Genomic DNA, 16,241 nt, shown 5'->3' on the forward strand with positions numbered 1-16,241 from the left:
CCATGCTCTGGTCATTGTTGAAGATTCTCGTTTTCGTCGCCATCGTGGCGGTGCTCGCCTTTGGTGCCACATTGCTGACGGAAACCGCTGGCGGCGTTCAGATCACGGTCGCCGGCACCGAATACACCCTGAGCGCATTGCAGTCGGTCATTGCGCTTGCAGTTCTGGTTTTTGCCGTTTGGGTTGCATTCAAACTTCTCTCACTTCTTCTGGCGACGCTACGGTTCCTTAATGGCGATGAAACCGCGATTTCGCGCTATTTCGACAAGGGGCGCGAGCGCAAGGGCTATCAGGCGCTATCCGACGGGTTGATGGCGCTGGCTTCTGGCGAAGGGCGGTTGGCAATGGCCAAGGCTGCGCGCGCGGAGAAATATCTTGAAAAGCCGGAGCTGACGGACCTGCTGACAGCGCAGGCTGCGGAGCTGGCAGGCGACACGAAGAAGGCAGCGGAGGCCTATAAGCGGCTGGTGAGCAACCAGTCCACCCGCTTTGTCGGGGTGCGCGGCATCATGAAACAGAAGCTCTCCGAAGGGGATACCGATACGGCGCGTCAACTGGCCGAGAAGGCGCTTGCTCTGCGGCCCAAACACGAAGAGGTGCAGGATACGCTGCTGACACTTCAGGCGCGGGCGCAGGATTGGGCTGGTGCGCGCAAGACGCTAACGACGAAGTTGAAGACCGGCACCCTGCCGCGTGACGTCTACAAGCGCCGCGATGCGGTGCTGGCCCTGTCCGCCTCTCGCGCGATTGTCGAAGACGGGGCGACCGTCGAACAGCAGGAACAGGCGATCGAGGCCAACCGGCTTTCGCCGGATCTGGTCCCCGCGGCGGCCATGGCGGCCCGTGCCTATCTGGCGCGCGACAAGAAGCGCTACGCCATCCGGGTTCTCAAAAAAGCCTGGGAAGCGCAGCCGCACCCGGATCTGGCACATGCCTTTGCCGAGGTCGAGCCGAATGAAACCGCGGCGGAGCGGGTGAAACGCTTTGCTCAACTGTCGCGGCTGGCGCCGCAGCATGATGAAACCCGGCTGGTGATGGCCGAGCTGCATATCGTCGCCGAGGATTTTCCAGAGGCCCGTCGTGCGCTGGGCGATTTGGTCGAACGAAATCCCGATGCACGGGCGCTGACCTTGATGGCGGCCATCGAGAAGGGCGAGGGTGCCTCGGACGCGGTAATCCAGGGCTGGCTGGCACGGGCGTTGAATGCGCCACGCGGACCACAGTGGGTCTGTGATACCTGCAATCATATCCACGCGGAATGGGCGCCGGTCTGTGAAAACTGTTCTAGCTTCGACACACTTAGCTGGCGCCGCCCCGAGGCCCCCGAGATTGTCGGCGCCACTGGTGCGCAGGTGCTGCCCTTGATCACAGGCACGCCGGAAGGGGCCGCCGGACCGGATACAAGTGACATCCCCGAGGTCGAATTGCTGGAAAGTGACGATCCGGCGGCGGTACCGGATCCAGACAGCCCAGCATCCGACGCTTCCGAAGAACCCAAGGGGAAATTCCAAGGCGCGAAATAGATCTTTTCCAAGCGGCGCGCCAATGCTAACGCGCGCCGCACAGACCGCTGCGGGCCCTGACCCGCGCTGGTCGCCGCTGTAGCTCAGATGGTAGAGCACGTCATTCGTAATGATGGGGTCGGGGGTTCGAGTCCCTTCAGCGGCACCATACCACCACCGGCAAAAGATCATCGCGGCAGGATCGCCCGACTTAATATCGGTGGCCGATCTATAGCCGCGATCAATCAAAAGACCGCAGATATCTGCCAGACCCCCTGTTGCATTGGACCTGCTCCACGCCAAAGCGGAGCCAATTGCCGGTGCCAGAGTTGAGTTTGCCTGCCGAAACCCCTATCTCGGGGCCAAACCCGTTGTACCTGCCAGACAAAGGATCGCGTCTCTTGGCCAATCACCTTTACCAGAACGACCTGCCCGACGGGCTTGATCTCGGGCCAGTCGTTGCGATCGACTGCGAGACGATGGGTCTCAACCCGCATCGGGACCGGCTTTGCGTTATTCAGATGTCAGGCGGTGACGGCAATGCGCATATCGTGCAGGTCTCCAAGGGGCAGTCCGAAGCCCCCAATCTCTGCCGGATGCTCAAGGATCCCAACGTGCTGAAACTGTTCCATTTCGGCCGCTTTGATATTGCGGCCATGTATCACGCGTTTGGAGCGCTGGCGGCACCGGTGTATTGCACCAAGATTGCCAGCCGCCTGGTCCGCACTTACACGGATCGCCACGGGTTGAAGAACCTGACTCAGGACCTGATCGGTGTCGATATTTCCAAGCAACAGCAGATGAGCGACTGGGGGGCGCCGCAACTGACCGATGCGCAGCTCGACTATGCCGCGTCCGATGTCCTGTATCTGCACCGGCTGCGCGCGGCGCTGGACAAGCGTCTGGATCGGGAAGGTCGCAGCGAAATGGCGCAGGCCTGTTTCGATTTTCTGCCGATGCGTGCCAAGCTGGATCTCGCCGGCTGGCCCGAAACCGATATCTTTGCACACTCATGAGCAGCGCAGAGACATTCCTCGCCACCGCGCGACAGGTGATCACCGACGAAGCCCGTGCTCTGGATGCGCTGGCGGACAATCTGGATGCACGCTTTGCCGAGGCCGTAGACCTCGTGCTTCAGGCCGAAGGGCGGATCATCGTCAGCGGTATCGGTAAATCCGGTCATATCGGGCACAAGATCGCCGCGACCCTGGCATCTACCGGGACGCCCGCTTATTTCGTCCACCCCGCCGAAGCCAGCCACGGCGACCTCGGCATGCTGTCCAAAGGTGATGTGGTGCTGGCGATTTCCAACTCTGGTGAAGCGCCTGAGCTGGCAAATCTGCTTTCGTTCACGCGTCGCTTTGGCATCCCGCTGATCGGACTGTCCAGCCGGATGGACAGCACCCTGATGAAAGAGGCCGATGTGCATCTGCAAATCCCCGCCATGGGCGAGGCCTGCGGTTTTGGCATGGTGCCCTCGATTTCGACGACGCTCACTCTGGCGATGGGCGATGCGCTGGCCATCGCCCTGATGAAGCACAGGGATTTCCGACCTGAAAATTTCCGCGCCTTCCACCCCGGTGGCAAGCTGGGCGCACAGCTGTCGAAGGTTGACGACCTGATGCACGACGGGGCGGCCTTGCCGCTGGTCAGCACCGAAACCCCAATGCCCGACGCGCTGATCGAAATCAGCCAGAAAGGATTTGGCGTTGCTGGTGTCACTGATGCGGGCGGTGTGCTGCAGGGCATCATAACCGATGGCGATTTGCGGCGGCATATGGACGGGCTGCTGGAAAAATCCGCCGCCGATGTCATGACTCACAACCCGACCACCATTGCTCCCGGCTCGCTTGCGGAAGAAGCCGTCGCAATCATGAATGACCGCAAGATTACCTGCCTGTTTGTCGTCGATCCCGATGCAGAGACGGCAAAGGCCGTCGGACTGCTGCATATCCACGATTGCCTGCGCGTCGGGCTTGGCTGAGGGGGGACGCGGCGAACCATGGATGGCTATTCCCGCCTTGTGGCCTATCTGAAGGTCTTGCTGCCGCTGATGGCCCTGGCGCTGATGTCGACCATGTTCCTGATTTCACGCGGCGTCGAAACAGATGCGGTGATCCCCTTCGCCCAAGAAGATCTTAAGGATCGCACCCGCGGACAGCAGATCACCGCGCCGTTCTTTTCGGGAACCACCGCGCAGGGTGATGAAATCATGGTAACCGCCGCCTTGGCTCGCCCGGGTGGCCCAGACGCGCCAGCAACCGCAGTGAACCTCGAAGCCGAGATCAGGATGACCAGTGGCGGCCGCTTCCTGCTGAGTTCGGACACAGGCGCCTTGCGCCCGGATAAGAATATGGCAAACTTTCGCGGCGATGTTGAAATCCTGTCGAGCGACGGTTTGCGGGTCATCACGCAGGAATTAAACGCCGCTCTCAATGGTGTGCAGGCGGACAGCCCAGGACCCGTTCAGGCCAGTGGTGCGATGGGCGATCTGACCGCAGGCGCCATGCAGATCGACACAAAAACCGAGGGCGGGCCGGTACATATGGTTTTCAACAAAGGGGTCAAGCTGCTATATGACCCGCAACAATCAGAAAGATAACCTGTGTTGTATCTGCGTGTATTGATGTTCTGCCTGCCGGTCGCCCTGTTCTCAACGGGGGTGTCGGCGCAGTCCGCGTCCATCGCATTCGGCTCGATCAAGGCTGATCCGTCGCAACCGGTGGAAGTCACCGCAGAGACATTGGACGTGAATCAGGCTGACGGGTCAGCTCGGTTTGTCGGCGACGTTGTGATCGTTCAGGGTGTTATGCGGTTGTCGGCCGACAACGTTCTGGTGATCTACAAGCAGGACGAAACTGGCAAAACAGGCGTCGAACGGCTGGAAGCCACCGGCAATGTCATTCTTGTAAACGGTCCCGACGCGGCAGAGGCGGAGAGAGCCGAGTACACCATCGACTCCGGAACCGTGGTGATGACGGGCAATGTATTGCTCAGTCAGTCCACCGGGACGCTGACGTCCAATCGCCTTGTTGTGAATCTGACCACCGGCACCGCCAGCCTATCTGGCCGGGTGAAAACCATTCTGAACGGCGGCGGCGACTGATGGCCGCGCCCGCATTGACAGTCACCGACGGCAGCTCAGGTCTGCGCATCGAAAAGCTGCGTAAATCCTACAGCAAGAAGGTCGTCATCCGCGACGTCTCCATGTCATTGGACCGGGGCGAGGTCGTTGCACTGCTTGGGCCGAACGGCTCAGGTAAAACCACCAGCTTCTACGCGATTGCTGGTCTGGTATTCCCTGAGGCTGGCTCGGTTACCATCGATGGGCAGAATGCAACCACGCTGCCGATGTACCGTCGCGCGCGCATGGGCATTGGCTACCTGCCGCAGGAAATGTCGATCTTTCGCGGCCTGTCGGTGGAAGATAATATCTCCTCCGTGCTCGATATTGCGGTGAAACACGCCCACAAACGCCGCGAGCGTCTGGAAGAACTGCTGTCTGACTTCTCGATTGAGCATCTGCGCCGGGCGCCGGCGCTGGCGCTGTCTGGTGGTGAGCGTCGCCGCGTCGAAATCGCCCGCTGTCTGGCTGCGGATCCGAAATATCTGCTTCTTGATGAACCTTTTGCCGGGGTCGACCCGATCTCGGTCGGGGATATTCGCCATCTGGTTGGTGATCTGAAAAAACGCGGTATCGGCGTGCTGATCACCGACCACAATGTCCGCGAAACACTGGAGATCGTGGACCGCGCCTATATCCTGCATGATGGCAAGGTGCTGATGTCCGGCACGCCGTCCGAAGTGGTCGAAAACGAAAATGTGCGCCGCGTCTATCTCGGGGACAATTTTCGGATCTCTTGATCCCTACGGACACGGTCCAGCTGCACAGTGACATGCCGGGTCTGCGCCTTGCCGCCCACCTTTGACAGCAGCGCGTCATCAACCATTTGAGAACAGGTGGAAACCCGCCGCCTGCTCATAAATGGGTAACCGTTTGACGCCGATTTGCATTGACTCTCTCGCCTGGTTGTCATCGAATTGACTTATGGCAAACCCGCAGTCCGATGCTGTCCTCGCTCCAGCCTTGTTAACAAGGCCCAGACGAATGCAATCGACTGTCTTGCCTAAATCCCACTTTCAGAACTGAAGCGAGAGCAGCCGGGCTTGGCCCGAGTTGGGTTTTGAGGGTCTATTTGTGAAGGAGATCACATGCGTTACCAAATCAGCGGAAAACAGATCGACATTGGCGAGGCGTTGCAGTCCCATGTGCAATCGGAGCTTGGCGTGGCGGTCGCGAAATATGCTGAACGCCCGACGGACGCCAATGTCGTCTTCTCGCGGTCTGCGCATGAATATGTTTGTGAAACGACCGTGCACCTGTCCACTGGTCTGACCGCGCAAGCAAAAGCGCATGCCACTGAAATCTATGCCGCATTTGAGGATTGCTGCGAAAAGATGGAGAAGCAGCTGCGTCGCTACAAGCGTCGGCTGAAGGACCATCACCGTGATCGGAGCGAGCCGGTTGAACTCTTCGGCGCAAGCTCTTATATCCTCGCCTCTGAAGACACCGGCACCGAGTCTGAACCAGAATCATTGCAGCCTATCATCGTCGCCGAGATGGAAACGCAAATTCCATCCCTTTCGGTTGGTGAGGCCGTGATGCAAATGGAACTGGCGGGCGCCCCGGTTCTGGTGTTTCGCAAAGAAGGCAAGGACGGCCTGAACGTCGTCTATCGTCGTGAAGACGGGAATATCGGGTGGATCGATCCGTAACCTGTCACGGAGTTTTACGTGAGTTGAGCGGAGCTATTGAAGTATGCAGATCTCTAACATCCTGAAGCCTGAGGCCGTACGTGTCTTTGGCGCTGCATCCAGCAAGAAGCGTCTGTTTCAAGAAATTGCAGATGTTGCTCAACTCGCCTACGGGCTCCCCGCGCAACCAACGGTCGAGGCTTTGCTGGATCGCGAAAGCCTTGGCCCCACCGGTGTGGGGCACGGTGTTGCCCTGCCACACGCGCGCCTTGATGGTCTGGACAAGGTTGTCAGTGTATTCCTGCTGCTGGAGACACCGCTGGAATTTGGTGCGGTGGATCGCCAGCCGATTGATATCGCCTTCGCGCTCTTTGCACCGGAGGATGCCGGCGTTGAACATCTCAAAGCGCTGGCACTGGTATCGCGCACGCTTCGTGAACAGAGCTTTTGCACCAAGCTGCGGGCCAACCCTGACCCGGCGACGCTTCATACCATCCTGACCGAGGATCAGTCGGTTCAGGCGGCCTGACGTCGCACACGCGCGGGCGGGCGTGTCAGCGCGCCCAGGCGTCAAACCCGAACAATATGTAATCGCGCTGGTAGACAGTTGCGATCTGCGCCTCCAGCGTGTCGTCATAAATATCCTGAAGACTATACGGCTGGTCGACCCCGGGTGCGTCCGGGGCGCTGGCTTTGGATTGGCCAAGCCACCGGGCAAGATCAGGCAAAGTCGTGGCCAGATCCTCTTCTCGTAGGATCAGATCTGGCGATTGAACAGCTGAAAACCCCGCAATTGTCTGCGCCTGAGTGGCCCAGCAGGCATCGGTGCGAAACCCGGTCTGCCCTGAAAGATTCGCACCAATCACCTCGACAAAACCTGCAAAAGCCGTTCGATGCTGTTCGCGGGTATAGGATCCATGTGCAGGGTCCTTGGGCAGCGGAACCTTGAACTGTTTGCGCAGCAGATTACGGATCTGGCGCAATGTTCCTGTCTCTGACCCGAGAATACGCGTGCAAAAGACATGATGCAGCCGGGCCGCCGGATGACGCAGAACGGTGAGGCTGCGGAACCCGGGATGGCCGCGCTTCCATTGCCGCAGCTGTTTTTGGTTCATCCCCTCAATCAAGGCGCCATCGCCGTCTGGTTCCTGCCCGGCCATCCAGCTGCGTATGACATCCGTCGGACCACCGCTGATCGGCAGATACAATAGCGGCAGCTGCTGCCCCGCGATGTAATCAGGCACTGCCGGGCCGCGCCGAGGTTCGAAATTCGGGGTCCGAGAGAGGTTGAAACGATCCAGCCGCGCCATCGCGCGGTCAAGCTCCGAAGGATTGGCGACCTTCTCTTCCAGCGCAGCGGGGTTTTGCGGTTTGAGGCTATCGTCGAGCTGCGCCAGCCGGGCATCGACACCCAGCCACTTTGCCAGTCCGTTGATCACCTCCAGATCCTGAAGATCCTCATAGGCCAGATAAAAGGCTGTCTGGCCAGACCTTTGCAGCCGGTTCAGCAATGTAAGCTGAAAACCCTGCAGCTCGGTAACGTGATGGGCAAATTCCTCCGCATCGACCGTCGCCAGCCCGTCCTTGCGGCGTTTCACGTTTGTCAATTTCCACTGGCCGGTGCTGCGCGCGATCTTATGCGAGACATAGCTGTCTGCCGGGTTCCGAGTCAGGATGATTTTGGCACAACGTGGATCGTCAAGCAGCGCGTCCAGAATGCGCGGGTCATGGTCGTGGAAGTAGCGAAAACCGTTCAACGCGCCCTCGGCGTCGCGGATCTGCGACAGAAATCCCAGTACGTCACTGTCGCGCTGTGCTTGTGTCCAGCCCAGCGTCGTCTCGCGGTTGGGATAGCTGATAAAATAGGGGTTAAAGGCCTCGCCGTGACAGGTGACGCCCTCAAGCGCGTTCAGATTGGCTTCCAGAAAATTGGACCCGGTCCGCATCTCCGCAAACACAACAAAGTAGTCGAAGTCTTGGGTCATGGTTCGCTATTGCACCAAATAGGGTTTGCGCGGCGTCTTCGGCATGTTCAACGGCCCCTGTTCCGCCGGGAAATCGCCCATCAGATAAGGGTGCATCCCCTGGTTCTTTAGATTTTGCAGAAACTGACCAAATCCCGCCAGATCCACCATCCTTGGCGCCGTCGTCAGATGTCGCTGCGCCTGTGCACCGAATTCATCCAGAATGGTCTGGAGGGGCTCCATCGGAGATTCGACAAATTCGGCCATCGACCAGATCCGCACACGCGCCTTTACGTATTTGGAGCGGAGAATTTCGATATGTTTCGCCTCGATCTGCTGCAATCGTGCCGCTTCACGTCGCAGGTCGGAGAAATTCCTGTTGGACCGGAACAGGGGCACCGCCCAGGCACCGGAAATCACCGAAACCTGTGCATTGGGGTCGCGCGCTACCAGCCAATTGATACTCTGATTGTCCTGCGGTCCAAACTGGAAACATTGCCGTTCACCACGGGTGTTCCAGATCAGATTGGTCAGAAACCCCTTGGGATGATAATCCCGTAGCTTGGCACTGTCGCTCAGACCGCCGTTCATCAGCGTCTGGCGGTCAGCAAATTCCACCCGCTCGGGGGCAAAAAGATGCCCATGAACCTTTGCGCCGGTGACCTGGGTCAACCACTCCTCAAAATTTTCGAACAGCTCTGCAAAACCCTGAAACATCGAGTAGGGGTTACAGGTGATGCCATTCTCCAGCCCATTGGCCGGAAGGCGGCTTTGCATATAAAGGCCGGGACGACCTCGGGTGCGCCGCTCAACCGCCTTGGAGAAAATCCGGTCTATCTTGCCCGGATTGGGTTCCGAGGTTTTCATCAGATCCGGCTGATCACCCAAAAACGTCGAATAGAGCCGATCCGCATGAGGCCAGATTTTCCGCGCGACAAAGCAGTCGGACCGACGCAGCAGTTGCAGATGGTCGTCGTAGAAATTATGCGGCTTGCCCTGAAAGTCGAACTTGGACAGGGTCAGTGACCGGCTTTCGATATTGCTGGAATAGAGCCGAACGAGGGTTTGGTAATAGCTCTCATCCGGGATCCAGACCTTGCGAAAATACCGGTCGTAGCGCGGCCGGTCTGGGTCTTCCAGAATCGCCGAGAGTGTCTGCCGCGTCAGGCACCACCACTGACTGCCCATATGAGGCACTAGCCCGTCGGGGATCCTGCGCTTGATGCCCAGCTTGCGCTGAAGCGAGACATATTTGTCAAAAAGGTATCGGCGTTTCTTCCACGAGAAGGGAAAGCGCAGCGTGAACCGTTCCACATCTAGCCCGCCGACAATCCATGGCACATCGGCAGTGGTCGCGCTTTCGATGAAGTCGGTGCGGGGCCGGGCGGCAAGATAGTCCACCAGGTCAGACACCGGGCGCAGCGGCAGGCAGGACCCGGAAGCAAGAAACACATGCCGCACCGAGGGATATTTTGCCAGCATCAGCTCGGATGCGGATTGAGAGGCTGCGACGATGCCCCAGGTCCCCCATTCGCAGCGATGCCGCCGCGAAAACCGCACCATTGGATCACCTGCAAATGCGGCCTTGAAGGCAGAATATGTTGCCTGAGGGACCTTCTTATCAACGTGCAGAACAACGGGGCACCCGCCTGCGACCCAATGGCGCGCGACCTGTTCGGCCCGGTCCAGTGCCGTATGGACCAGCAAGACGATGCCAACCGTGCTCATGCCCAGTTGCCCTTGGACATCAGGCCAAGGATCTCCAGCTGGCGCCAGTTGATGTATTTCTCGCTCCACTTGCACCAGAGTTCTGGCTGATCCTCTATGGCCTTGGCGTAGGCTTTGTATTCGGCCGATCCCGCATAATGCTGTTCACGCAGCATCTCTTCCTCGGCCTTGGTCACAAACGTGTGGAGGAATTTTGTGTGCAGCAAGGCGCCGCTGGCCTTTTCACCACCATCCGTTTCATAGACCTGATTGAGGCCGCGTGGCAGCAAGGCATGGGTCGAGCTGACATAGGTATAGCGGCGATCCCATTTCACCAGCGGGATCTTGTTCAGCGCCGGTGCTTTCTTTGGTTGATCGGCAAAAAAAACACGCGCCCGCGGCCCTCCCTGGATCCACAGGTTGCCATAGATCGGATTGCGCTTGATCGAGTAGTTGCCGCTGTCGAACCAATTGGCGATTTCGAGCGGATCCTGTCCGGCGCGATAGGGAACGGCATCCAGTTTCCCTTTTGGATAGACGTCAATCAGCATGGCCGAGAAACTACGGATCGCAGAATTGTCGAGCCAGTCGGTCAGTGCCCGTAGCGGACGACTGTCGCAGAACGGGTAGATGAACAGCTCATCCGGGTCGACGACCAGCACCCAGTGACCATGGGCGTAGCGACGTTTCAGATGGTTCATCCAATCAATGCCGAAACCGGCACGCTTGTAACTGGCCACTGTGTGCCAGACCGAGACATCGGGCTGGCCTTGCAGATATTCGCGCGTGCCGTCGACCGATCCATTGTCTACGACGAGGAAATGATTGACGCCCAGTTTGCGATAGTAATCGAGGAAATATGGCAGCCGGATCTGTTCATTGCGCAGGGTTGTCACCAGCAGTATGTCACCGGGCCGGATCTGATCGGTCTGATCCTGAACCGCTGACAATTCGCGGGACTTGCGCATGGCACGCAGGATCCGGCGTTTCCGCCGCAGCCGCATGCGATAAGACTCCCAAAGGCTCAAGACTGCTTCCATCCCCGGTTGCAAAGGTGCCGTGTCGGACTGTCGTCAACCCGACCGCATCACCGCCAGCGACATTCCGCACAATATGCCATGTAAGCTATTTGGAAACAATGAATTTGGGATTGACGGTGTTGTTGCGAAATGGCTCCCGCAAAGCCCCTCAGGCGGCTGCGAGGCACGCGTCCAGAGCTGCCCGTTCCAGCCGATAGGCGCGGCTGTCCGCCTCACCGTCGCGTTCGTCGCGCCACCAGCAATAGGCCACCATTCGCCAGTGGAACCAGGGTTTCAGCTCCAGGTAGCGCGCCACCACCTGCGGATCAGGGTAGGCCGCCAGGAATGCCGCCTCCTCAACTGCAGATAACGGTGCACCGCGATAGACCTGCTGCATTGCCGGAGACAGGAATAGCGCGACGTCCTCTGCCGGATCCCCGATCTGTGGGCATTGCCAGTCGATCAATGTCAGCTGCCCATCGCAGGTCACTATGTTGCCAGGAACCGGATCCCCGTGGATGAGTCTATGGACGCCAAGCGGTGCGACAGGTCTCGTGGGTTCAATCCGCAACAGGTCATTGCCCATGCGACAATGGCCCAGAATGGTGCGGGTCTGGGCGGCAATCTCTGCGCTGCCGGATATGCCGTTTGGTAGATCTGGAATGACAGGCTGTGTGTGCAGACGTCCCAGTAGTTCTGCCACACGGGTGGTACCGGATGACCAGGTCACCCCGGGCGAGTGTTGATAGGCCAGCCAGTCGCGCCCTTCGAACTGACCCGCGGCCAGCGGAGACGGCACCATGCCAGTGCGGTAAAGCGCGCTGAGTGCCGCCTGCTCGCGTGAGGGATCATTGGCAAACAGCGGGTTGGCATTGCCTCTGCCATAGAGCTTCACAACAATACCGCCCAACCGCCAGACCCGGTTGGAGCGACCGCCCAGCAGCGGACATGGCGTAGCGTCGCTCAGGCCGAGGCCAGCGAGATGCGCAAGAAAACGTGTTTCGAACTGTGTCCGATGATGTTGCAGGTCAGGCTCCGTCGCTATGGTCTGTGTTACCACACAGTCCAGGTCTTCGGTGCCATTATGCGTCAGACTGCAGGTGCCGTAGGTTCACGCAATGCTGTCACCGATGACGCCAAAATCGCCGAGCCGCCCTCAAGGATCAAGGCCACTTCGTTGCCCCGCATCTGAGTTTCTTTCACCCTTGTATAGGTCTCAGCAGTATCGGAGAGAACGATTTCACCGTTTTTCTGGCTTTCCAGAGTGAAACTATAGCTGCCAGCATCAAACGCGTACCCGTCATCGTCAATACCCTGCCACTGATACGGCTCAGCAGTGACCGGTAGGCTGATCCGCTGAACTTCCTTGCCGCTATCATCCTTGACCACCAGGTGAACAGTGTCCGCGATCTGGGCTGGATTGGGCGACACGGTGACAGGATTGGTCCCGTCAAAATAGGCAGGCGCCGCAGACCGGGTTTCCATACCGACCCAGCCCGACATAGCTGCCATATTGGCGAGACCCAATTGGGCCTGGATACCTTCCAGAACCTCATTGCCCTGAACCTGCTGCTCGACCATGGAAAACTGTGCCAGCTGCGCAGAGTACTCTGTCGAATCAATGGGTTCCAAAGGGTCCTGATATCGCGCCTGCGCCGTGAGCATCTTCAGAAACGTCTCAAAGTCAGAGGCAATTCCGGTGGCTTTTTTCGGTTCCGGCGCGGCGGTCGCTGCCTGTTGCTGTTGCGGTGCCGCAGCACCCGATACAGTTGTCATCGTCTTACATCCTCATATCAAGCCCAACCTCACCGAGGTTGAGTGATTGTGTCATCGGTTCTACGGGGAGATCGGCCATCTCTTCCTCGCCACGCCCTGCGGATCGACCCGCTGGGGTATGGGAGGCGTCATGGCCACCGCCCTGATTGGAGGTCTCACCGCCTGAGAACTGGAACGAGATATCCTCAAATCCCATGCGCCGGAATTCATCCGCCAGTTCGTTGATATGGCGGCGCATCAGATCGCCGGTTTCGGCGCGTTCGGTCTGGATCATGACGCTGACGCCGGTATCCGTGACTGAAACACGCATATTCACATGCCCCAGCTCCTTGGGATTTAGAGCAACGTCAACGTTGCGATCCCCTTTCATCGCGAGGGCTTCGGCCATCTGATTCGCAATCAGACGAGGGGTTTCCGGCTTGTGAACGGTTCCCGGGCTCACGGTTGCCTCGGTCAGCAATTGCGCCAGGCCTGGTAGTTCCATTCCTGTGCTGCCGCCTGTGACCTTGGCCCCTCCGGCCTCTGCTGAGGTCAGCGAATCAAGCGCTAGCGCCGAAGTGGCGTTGGCGCTAGGCATCGCGGCAGTCAGGGCCCCGGCACCAAGGCCGAAGCGGGCCGTCGAATAGGTGCCCTGCGGGATATGTGCAGCGGTCTGAGCGGCTGTGTTCTGCTGTACCTGCTCAGACGCGGCGCGCCGGGCTTCAAATTTCTCTCGTACGGGCGGCGGTGCTGCCTCTACCGGGATCGGTGTTGCCGTCCGCTGTTGCTCGACGGGCTGGGTCTGCTGCGCCGAAGGGGGTTTAACCGCCTCATTTGCCGCTTCAGACTGCGGTGCAGTTGCAGCCAGCGACTGCGCGGTTTTTTGCTCCGCCTGAGTACGTGCTGTGGACTGCGCAAGGGCATCAGTGCCTGCAGGCTGGCGGTTCAATCCTGCACCGGTGCCAGGTACCTCGGGCGTCGCTGTGCGGTGATCACCGGTCAATTGTCGATCCGCCTTGGCTTCGGCGCTCGTCGGATCGCCTTTCAGCGCAAGCTTTTGATTCGCCTCTGCCGCGGCGCGTTCCGGCATGCTGGCTGTCTCAGACTGCGCCCCTTGAAGCCCACCGTTGCGGGGATCACCCACCGCCTGTGCCCCAGCTTCAGATTGTTGGATCATCGCAGCGGATCCGGCAGTTTTTGCAGCATCCGAGGCTGCTTTAAGGTTAGCAGCCTGATCATCCGACGCGCCGTCAACCGTTCTCTCGGATTGCATCGCCTGCTTGCCGCTTTCGGCATCGGGATCAGATGATCCATCGGTCTGACTGCCGCTCTGGCCGATCGCCATTGGCGCAGGATGCGCGCTGGGCACCTCATGCTGTTCAGCTGTCGTTTCCGGCTGAACCATCACGATTTTGGGGTCGTCAGAAATCTGTTCTTCGCTCGACGTATCTTGCCGGGCTTCGTCGATGGGCGCCTCTGCGTCACCATCCTGTACGGTTTGATTCGCTTTTTCCGAAGCGCCGGACGCTGAGGTCTGCTGTTCTGCGAGTTCCTCAACCTCGGTCACCGCGGTTTCTGCGCTATCCGAAGATTTTGCAGTCTCTGCCATAACCGCGTCAAAGCTTGCGCCTTTACGCGATTTTGCCGATTCGCCTTGCTGGATCTTCTCCGATCCCTGCGCTCCACCAGGGGTGGGAGTCGTAAGTGCGTTGATAAACATTGGCTTCCAGACATTCTATCTCGATCCATGCACCTTAACGCCAATCGGTTACGGCAATTTTAACCGATCATCCGCCAAAATAGAAAAAATCGAAGCAATTTCGACGTCTCAGAATGAGGTACATCATGGAACAGATTGCTCAACTACCGGCGCTACAGCGTCCCCAAGTGATCAAACCGCCACAAGACCCGCTGCGCAAAGCAGCTCAGGAACTTGAGGCGACCTTTCTTACAGAAATGTTGAAATCCGCAGGCCTTGGCGAAAGCCGCGAAACCATGGGCGGCGGCGCGGGCGAAGATCAGTTTTCCAGTTTTCTTGTGCGCGCACAGGCGGAGCAGATCTCCAAAGCAGGCGGTATCGGCCTGGCAGAATCACTTTATCACGCATTGAAAGAGGCACAGACCAATGACTGATCAGACACCGCAACAACTGATTGAGGAACTCGATTCCCTGCTTGATGCCGAACGCGCGGCATTGGTCAGTGGCAATCTGCAGGCGCTGGAGCCGCTGCTTGCAAAAAAAGAGGCAATCATCACGACGCTGAATATGACAGCCGATCTGGAGCGCGAGGCTCTGGAGCATGTCCAGGGCAAGGTTTCGCGCAATCAGGTACTGCTCGATAGCGCGATGGAAGGTATTCGGGCGGTGGCTGCCCGGATGGCCGAACTGCGTCGTGTGCGCAAGGGGCTGGATGTCTATGATCAGTCGGGGCGGAAAACCCGCTTTGCGACCGGGGGCACACCCAGCTTGGAAAAACGGGCATAACCAGCCCAATTTAGGGAAAATTCTAGCAATGGAATTTCCGGCATTAGCACTCCTTTAGCACATAGTAGGCCAATGTCACTTTGCACCTTCCAAAGAGGGTGGCGCGGAAGCCGGACGGCGGAACGCATAGTCAGAAAGACGTCAGAGAGCGCCCTTCGGGGCAGGGAAACCAGAGGTCAAAACGCCTCTAATCAAAGGAATACATGCTATGTCCAGCATTCTGACTAACAACGGCGCAATGGTTGCACTGCAGACCCTGCAGTCCGTGAACAACAGCCTTGACGAAACGCAGAGCCAGATTTCGACCGGTAAACGTATCGGTTCGGCCAAAGACAACGCGGCCGTTTGGGCGATCTCCAAAACCATGGACTCCGACATCGCCGCCTATAAGTCGGTTCAGGAATCCCTGGGCGTTGGTGAGGCAACTGTTGCTGTTGCTCTGTCCGGCGCGGAGCAGATCGTTGAAACTCTGACCGAGATGCGGCAGCTGGCGGTTTCCGCGAACTCGGAAAACGTTGACCATGCTAAGATTCAGGACAGCATTGCCAAGAAGGCGGCGCAGATCGAGTCGATCATCGACTCTGCTGAATTCAACGGCGCGAACCTGCTCGATGATACGGTCACCACTGCACTGACTGTTCTGGGTGGACTGGATCCGGCCGCAGATACAATCACTGTGACCTCGATCGACTCGGCAGCAAACATCAGCACAGCGGGTATCACCAGCATCACCGACGTTGCCACCGCGTCTACTGCTCTGACCGAGATCGAAACCATGCTGGGCAACGCAATTGATGCGGCAGCTCAGCTGGGTGCGGACTCCAACCGTCTGTCCGACCAGGGCATGTTTGTGTCGAAACTGTCCGACTCCCTGACAATGGGCGTCAGCACCATGACCGACACAAATATGGAGGAATCCTCTGCAAGGCTGAAGGCGCTGCAAACCCAGCAGCAGCTGGCGGTGCAATCATTGTCGATTGCAAACCAGGCGCCACAGACCCTGATGCAGCTGTTCCGTTAATGACAGCTTGATCTGGGGCGCTGTTGCGCGCCC

At 58.7% G+C, this 16,241-nt stretch carries 17 protein-coding genes and 1 tRNA gene; 12 read left to right on the forward strand and 6 right to left on the reverse strand.

Annotated elements, in window-relative coordinates; translation table 11 throughout:
• Positions 1 to 2: 2 nt before the first annotated feature.
• From VWY34_RS02505 to VWY34_RS02545, 9 genes are all read left to right on the forward strand, one after another.
• Entirely contained in the window at positions 3 to 1,523 is a 1,521-nt protein-coding gene (locus VWY34_RS02505; RefSeq protein WP_340547079.1) for a heme biosynthesis protein HemY, read from the forward strand.
• 72 nt (positions 1,524 to 1,595) lie between these two features.
• A tRNA-Thr gene (locus VWY34_RS02510) sits at positions 1,596 to 1,671 on the forward strand.
• A gap of 232 nt (positions 1,672 to 1,903) precedes the next feature.
• Positions 1,904 to 2,518: a ribonuclease D gene (locus VWY34_RS02515; protein ID WP_416544142.1), complete on the forward strand. Its 615-nt coding sequence runs from the start codon at positions 1,904 to 1,906 to the stop codon at positions 2,516 to 2,518.
• Positions 2,515 to 3,486 (forward strand): KpsF/GutQ family sugar-phosphate isomerase, encoded by a 972-nt coding sequence (locus VWY34_RS02520; protein ID WP_416544143.1) that lies wholly within the window; start codon positions 2,515 to 2,517, stop codon positions 3,484 to 3,486. Before VWY34_RS02515 ends, VWY34_RS02520 begins: the two co-directional genes overlap by 4 nt.
• 18 nt (positions 3,487 to 3,504) lie before the next feature.
• The gene (lptC, locus tag VWY34_RS02525; protein WP_340547076.1) at positions 3,505 to 4,104 is read left to right on the forward strand and encodes an LPS export ABC transporter periplasmic protein LptC; all 600 of its coding nucleotides are present in this window, start codon (positions 3,505 to 3,507) and stop codon (positions 4,102 to 4,104) included.
• A 24-nt stretch (positions 4,105 to 4,128) separates the two neighbouring features.
• Positions 4,129 to 4,608, forward strand: a complete 480-nt coding sequence (locus tag VWY34_RS02530; RefSeq protein WP_416538503.1) for an LptA/OstA family protein — start codon at positions 4,129 to 4,131, stop codon at positions 4,606 to 4,608.
• The gene (lptB, locus tag VWY34_RS02535) at positions 4,608 to 5,366 is read left to right on the forward strand and encodes an LPS export ABC transporter ATP-binding protein (protein ID WP_340547075.1); all 759 of its coding nucleotides are present in this window, start codon (positions 4,608 to 4,610) and stop codon (positions 5,364 to 5,366) included. Before VWY34_RS02530 ends, lptB begins: the two co-directional genes overlap by 1 nt.
• Before the next feature lie 348 nt (positions 5,367 to 5,714).
• Positions 5,715 to 6,278: a ribosome hibernation-promoting factor, HPF/YfiA family gene (gene hpf, locus VWY34_RS02540; RefSeq protein ID WP_416538487.1), complete on the forward strand. Its 564-nt coding sequence runs from the start codon at positions 5,715 to 5,717 to the stop codon at positions 6,276 to 6,278.
• 43 nt (positions 6,279 to 6,321) lie between these two features.
• On the forward strand, positions 6,322 to 6,786 hold the full coding sequence (locus tag VWY34_RS02545) for a PTS sugar transporter subunit IIA (RefSeq protein WP_340547073.1): 465 nt from the start codon (positions 6,322 to 6,324) through the stop codon (positions 6,784 to 6,786).
• A 25-nt stretch (positions 6,787 to 6,811) separates the two neighbouring features.
• On the opposite strand, the gene VWY34_RS02550 is transcribed toward VWY34_RS02545, so the two are convergent.
• From VWY34_RS02550 to VWY34_RS02575, 6 genes are all read right to left on the reverse strand, one after another.
• On the reverse strand, positions 6,812 to 8,242 hold the full coding sequence (locus VWY34_RS02550; protein WP_416544144.1) for a nodulation protein NodH: 1,431 nt from the start codon (positions 8,240 to 8,242) through the stop codon (positions 6,812 to 6,814).
• 6 nt (positions 8,243 to 8,248) lie between these two features.
• Positions 8,249 to 9,949 (reverse strand): beta-1,6-N-acetylglucosaminyltransferase, encoded by a 1,701-nt coding sequence (locus VWY34_RS02555; protein WP_416544145.1) that lies wholly within the window; start codon positions 9,947 to 9,949, stop codon positions 8,249 to 8,251.
• Positions 9,946 to 10,932: a glycosyltransferase family 2 protein gene (locus tag VWY34_RS02560; RefSeq protein ID WP_416544165.1), complete on the reverse strand. Its 987-nt coding sequence runs from the start codon at positions 10,930 to 10,932 to the stop codon at positions 9,946 to 9,948. Before VWY34_RS02560 ends, VWY34_RS02555 begins: the two co-directional genes overlap by 4 nt.
• 184 nt (positions 10,933 to 11,116) lie before the next feature.
• Entirely contained in the window at positions 11,117 to 12,007 is an 891-nt protein-coding gene (locus VWY34_RS02565) for a phosphotransferase family protein (protein ID WP_416544146.1), read from the reverse strand.
• A 29-nt stretch (positions 12,008 to 12,036) separates the two neighbouring features.
• The gene (locus tag VWY34_RS02570; protein WP_340547069.1) at positions 12,037 to 12,723 is read right to left on the reverse strand and encodes a flagellar hook capping FlgD N-terminal domain-containing protein; all 687 of its coding nucleotides are present in this window, start codon (positions 12,721 to 12,723) and stop codon (positions 12,037 to 12,039) included.
• 4 nt (positions 12,724 to 12,727) lie between these two features.
• Positions 12,728 to 14,311, reverse strand: a complete 1,584-nt coding sequence (locus VWY34_RS02575) for a flagellar hook-length control protein FliK (RefSeq protein ID WP_416544147.1) — start codon at positions 14,309 to 14,311, stop codon at positions 12,728 to 12,730.
• A 236-nt stretch (positions 14,312 to 14,547) separates the two neighbouring features.
• Here VWY34_RS02575 and VWY34_RS02580 point away from each other — a divergent pair, with 236 nt between their 5' ends.
• The 3 genes from VWY34_RS02580 (at position 14,548) to VWY34_RS02590 (ending at position 16,208) form a co-directional block, all read left to right on the forward strand.
• On the forward strand, positions 14,548 to 14,835 hold the full coding sequence (locus tag VWY34_RS02580; RefSeq protein WP_416534379.1) for a rod-binding protein: 288 nt from the start codon (positions 14,548 to 14,550) through the stop codon (positions 14,833 to 14,835).
• Entirely contained in the window at positions 14,828 to 15,187 is a 360-nt protein-coding gene (gene flgN / locus VWY34_RS02585) for a flagellar export chaperone FlgN (RefSeq protein ID WP_340547066.1), read from the forward strand. The genes VWY34_RS02580 and flgN overlap by 8 nt, the downstream gene beginning before the upstream one ends.
• Positions 15,188 to 15,395: 208 nt before the next feature.
• Positions 15,396 to 16,208, forward strand: coding sequence for a flagellin (locus tag VWY34_RS02590; RefSeq protein WP_416534380.1), 813 nt, complete (start codon positions 15,396 to 15,398; stop codon positions 16,206 to 16,208).
• The last annotated feature ends 33 nt before the right edge of the window (positions 16,209 to 16,241 follow it).

The organism is Phaeobacter sp. JH20_02 (assembly GCF_048056915.1).
GTDB lineage: Bacteria > Pseudomonadota > Alphaproteobacteria > Rhodobacterales > Rhodobacteraceae > Phaeobacter > Phaeobacter bryozoorum.

Bases quoted from the DNA above. Each gene is read 5' to 3' on its own strand.
- VWY34_RS02505 (WP_340547079.1), top strand. From the start codon at position 3: ATGCTCTGGTCATTGTTGAAGATTCTCGTTTTCGTCGCCATCGTGGCG.
- VWY34_RS02520 (WP_416544143.1), top strand. From the start codon at position 2,515: ATGAGCAGCGCAGAGACATTCCTCGCCACCGCGCGACAGGTGATCACC.
- lptC (WP_340547076.1), top strand. From the start codon at position 3,505: ATGGATGGCTATTCCCGCCTTGTGGCCTATCTGAAGGTCTTGCTGCCG.
- VWY34_RS02530 (WP_416538503.1), top strand. From the start codon at position 4,129: ATGTTCTGCCTGCCGGTCGCCCTGTTCTCAACGGGGGTGTCGGCGCAG.
- lptB (WP_340547075.1), top strand. From the start codon at position 4,608: ATGGCCGCGCCCGCATTGACAGTCACCGACGGCAGCTCAGGTCTGCGC.
- hpf (WP_416538487.1), top strand. From the start codon at position 5,715: ATGCGTTACCAAATCAGCGGAAAACAGATCGACATTGGCGAGGCGTTG.
- VWY34_RS02545 (WP_340547073.1), top strand. From the start codon at position 6,322: ATGCAGATCTCTAACATCCTGAAGCCTGAGGCCGTACGTGTCTTTGGC.
- VWY34_RS02550 (WP_416544144.1), bottom strand. From the start codon at position 8,242: ATGACCCAAGACTTCGACTACTTTGTTGTGTTTGCGGAGATGCGGACC.
- VWY34_RS02555 (WP_416544145.1), bottom strand. From the start codon at position 9,949: ATGAGCACGGTTGGCATCGTCTTGCTGGTCCATACGGCACTGGACCGG.
- VWY34_RS02560 (WP_416544165.1), bottom strand. From the start codon at position 10,932: ATGCGGCTGCGGCGGAAACGCCGGATCCTGCGTGCCATGCGCAAGTCC.
- VWY34_RS02570 (WP_340547069.1), bottom strand. From the start codon at position 12,723: ATGACAACTGTATCGGGTGCTGCGGCACCGCAACAGCAACAGGCAGCG.
- VWY34_RS02575 (WP_416544147.1), bottom strand. From the start codon at position 14,311: ATGGCAGAGACTGCAAAATCTTCGGATAGCGCAGAAACCGCGGTGACC.
- VWY34_RS02580 (WP_416534379.1), top strand. From the start codon at position 14,548: ATGGAACAGATTGCTCAACTACCGGCGCTACAGCGTCCCCAAGTGATC.
- flgN (WP_340547066.1), top strand. From the start codon at position 14,828: ATGACTGATCAGACACCGCAACAACTGATTGAGGAACTCGATTCCCTG.
- VWY34_RS02590 (WP_416534380.1), top strand. From the start codon at position 15,396: ATGTCCAGCATTCTGACTAACAACGGCGCAATGGTTGCACTGCAGACC.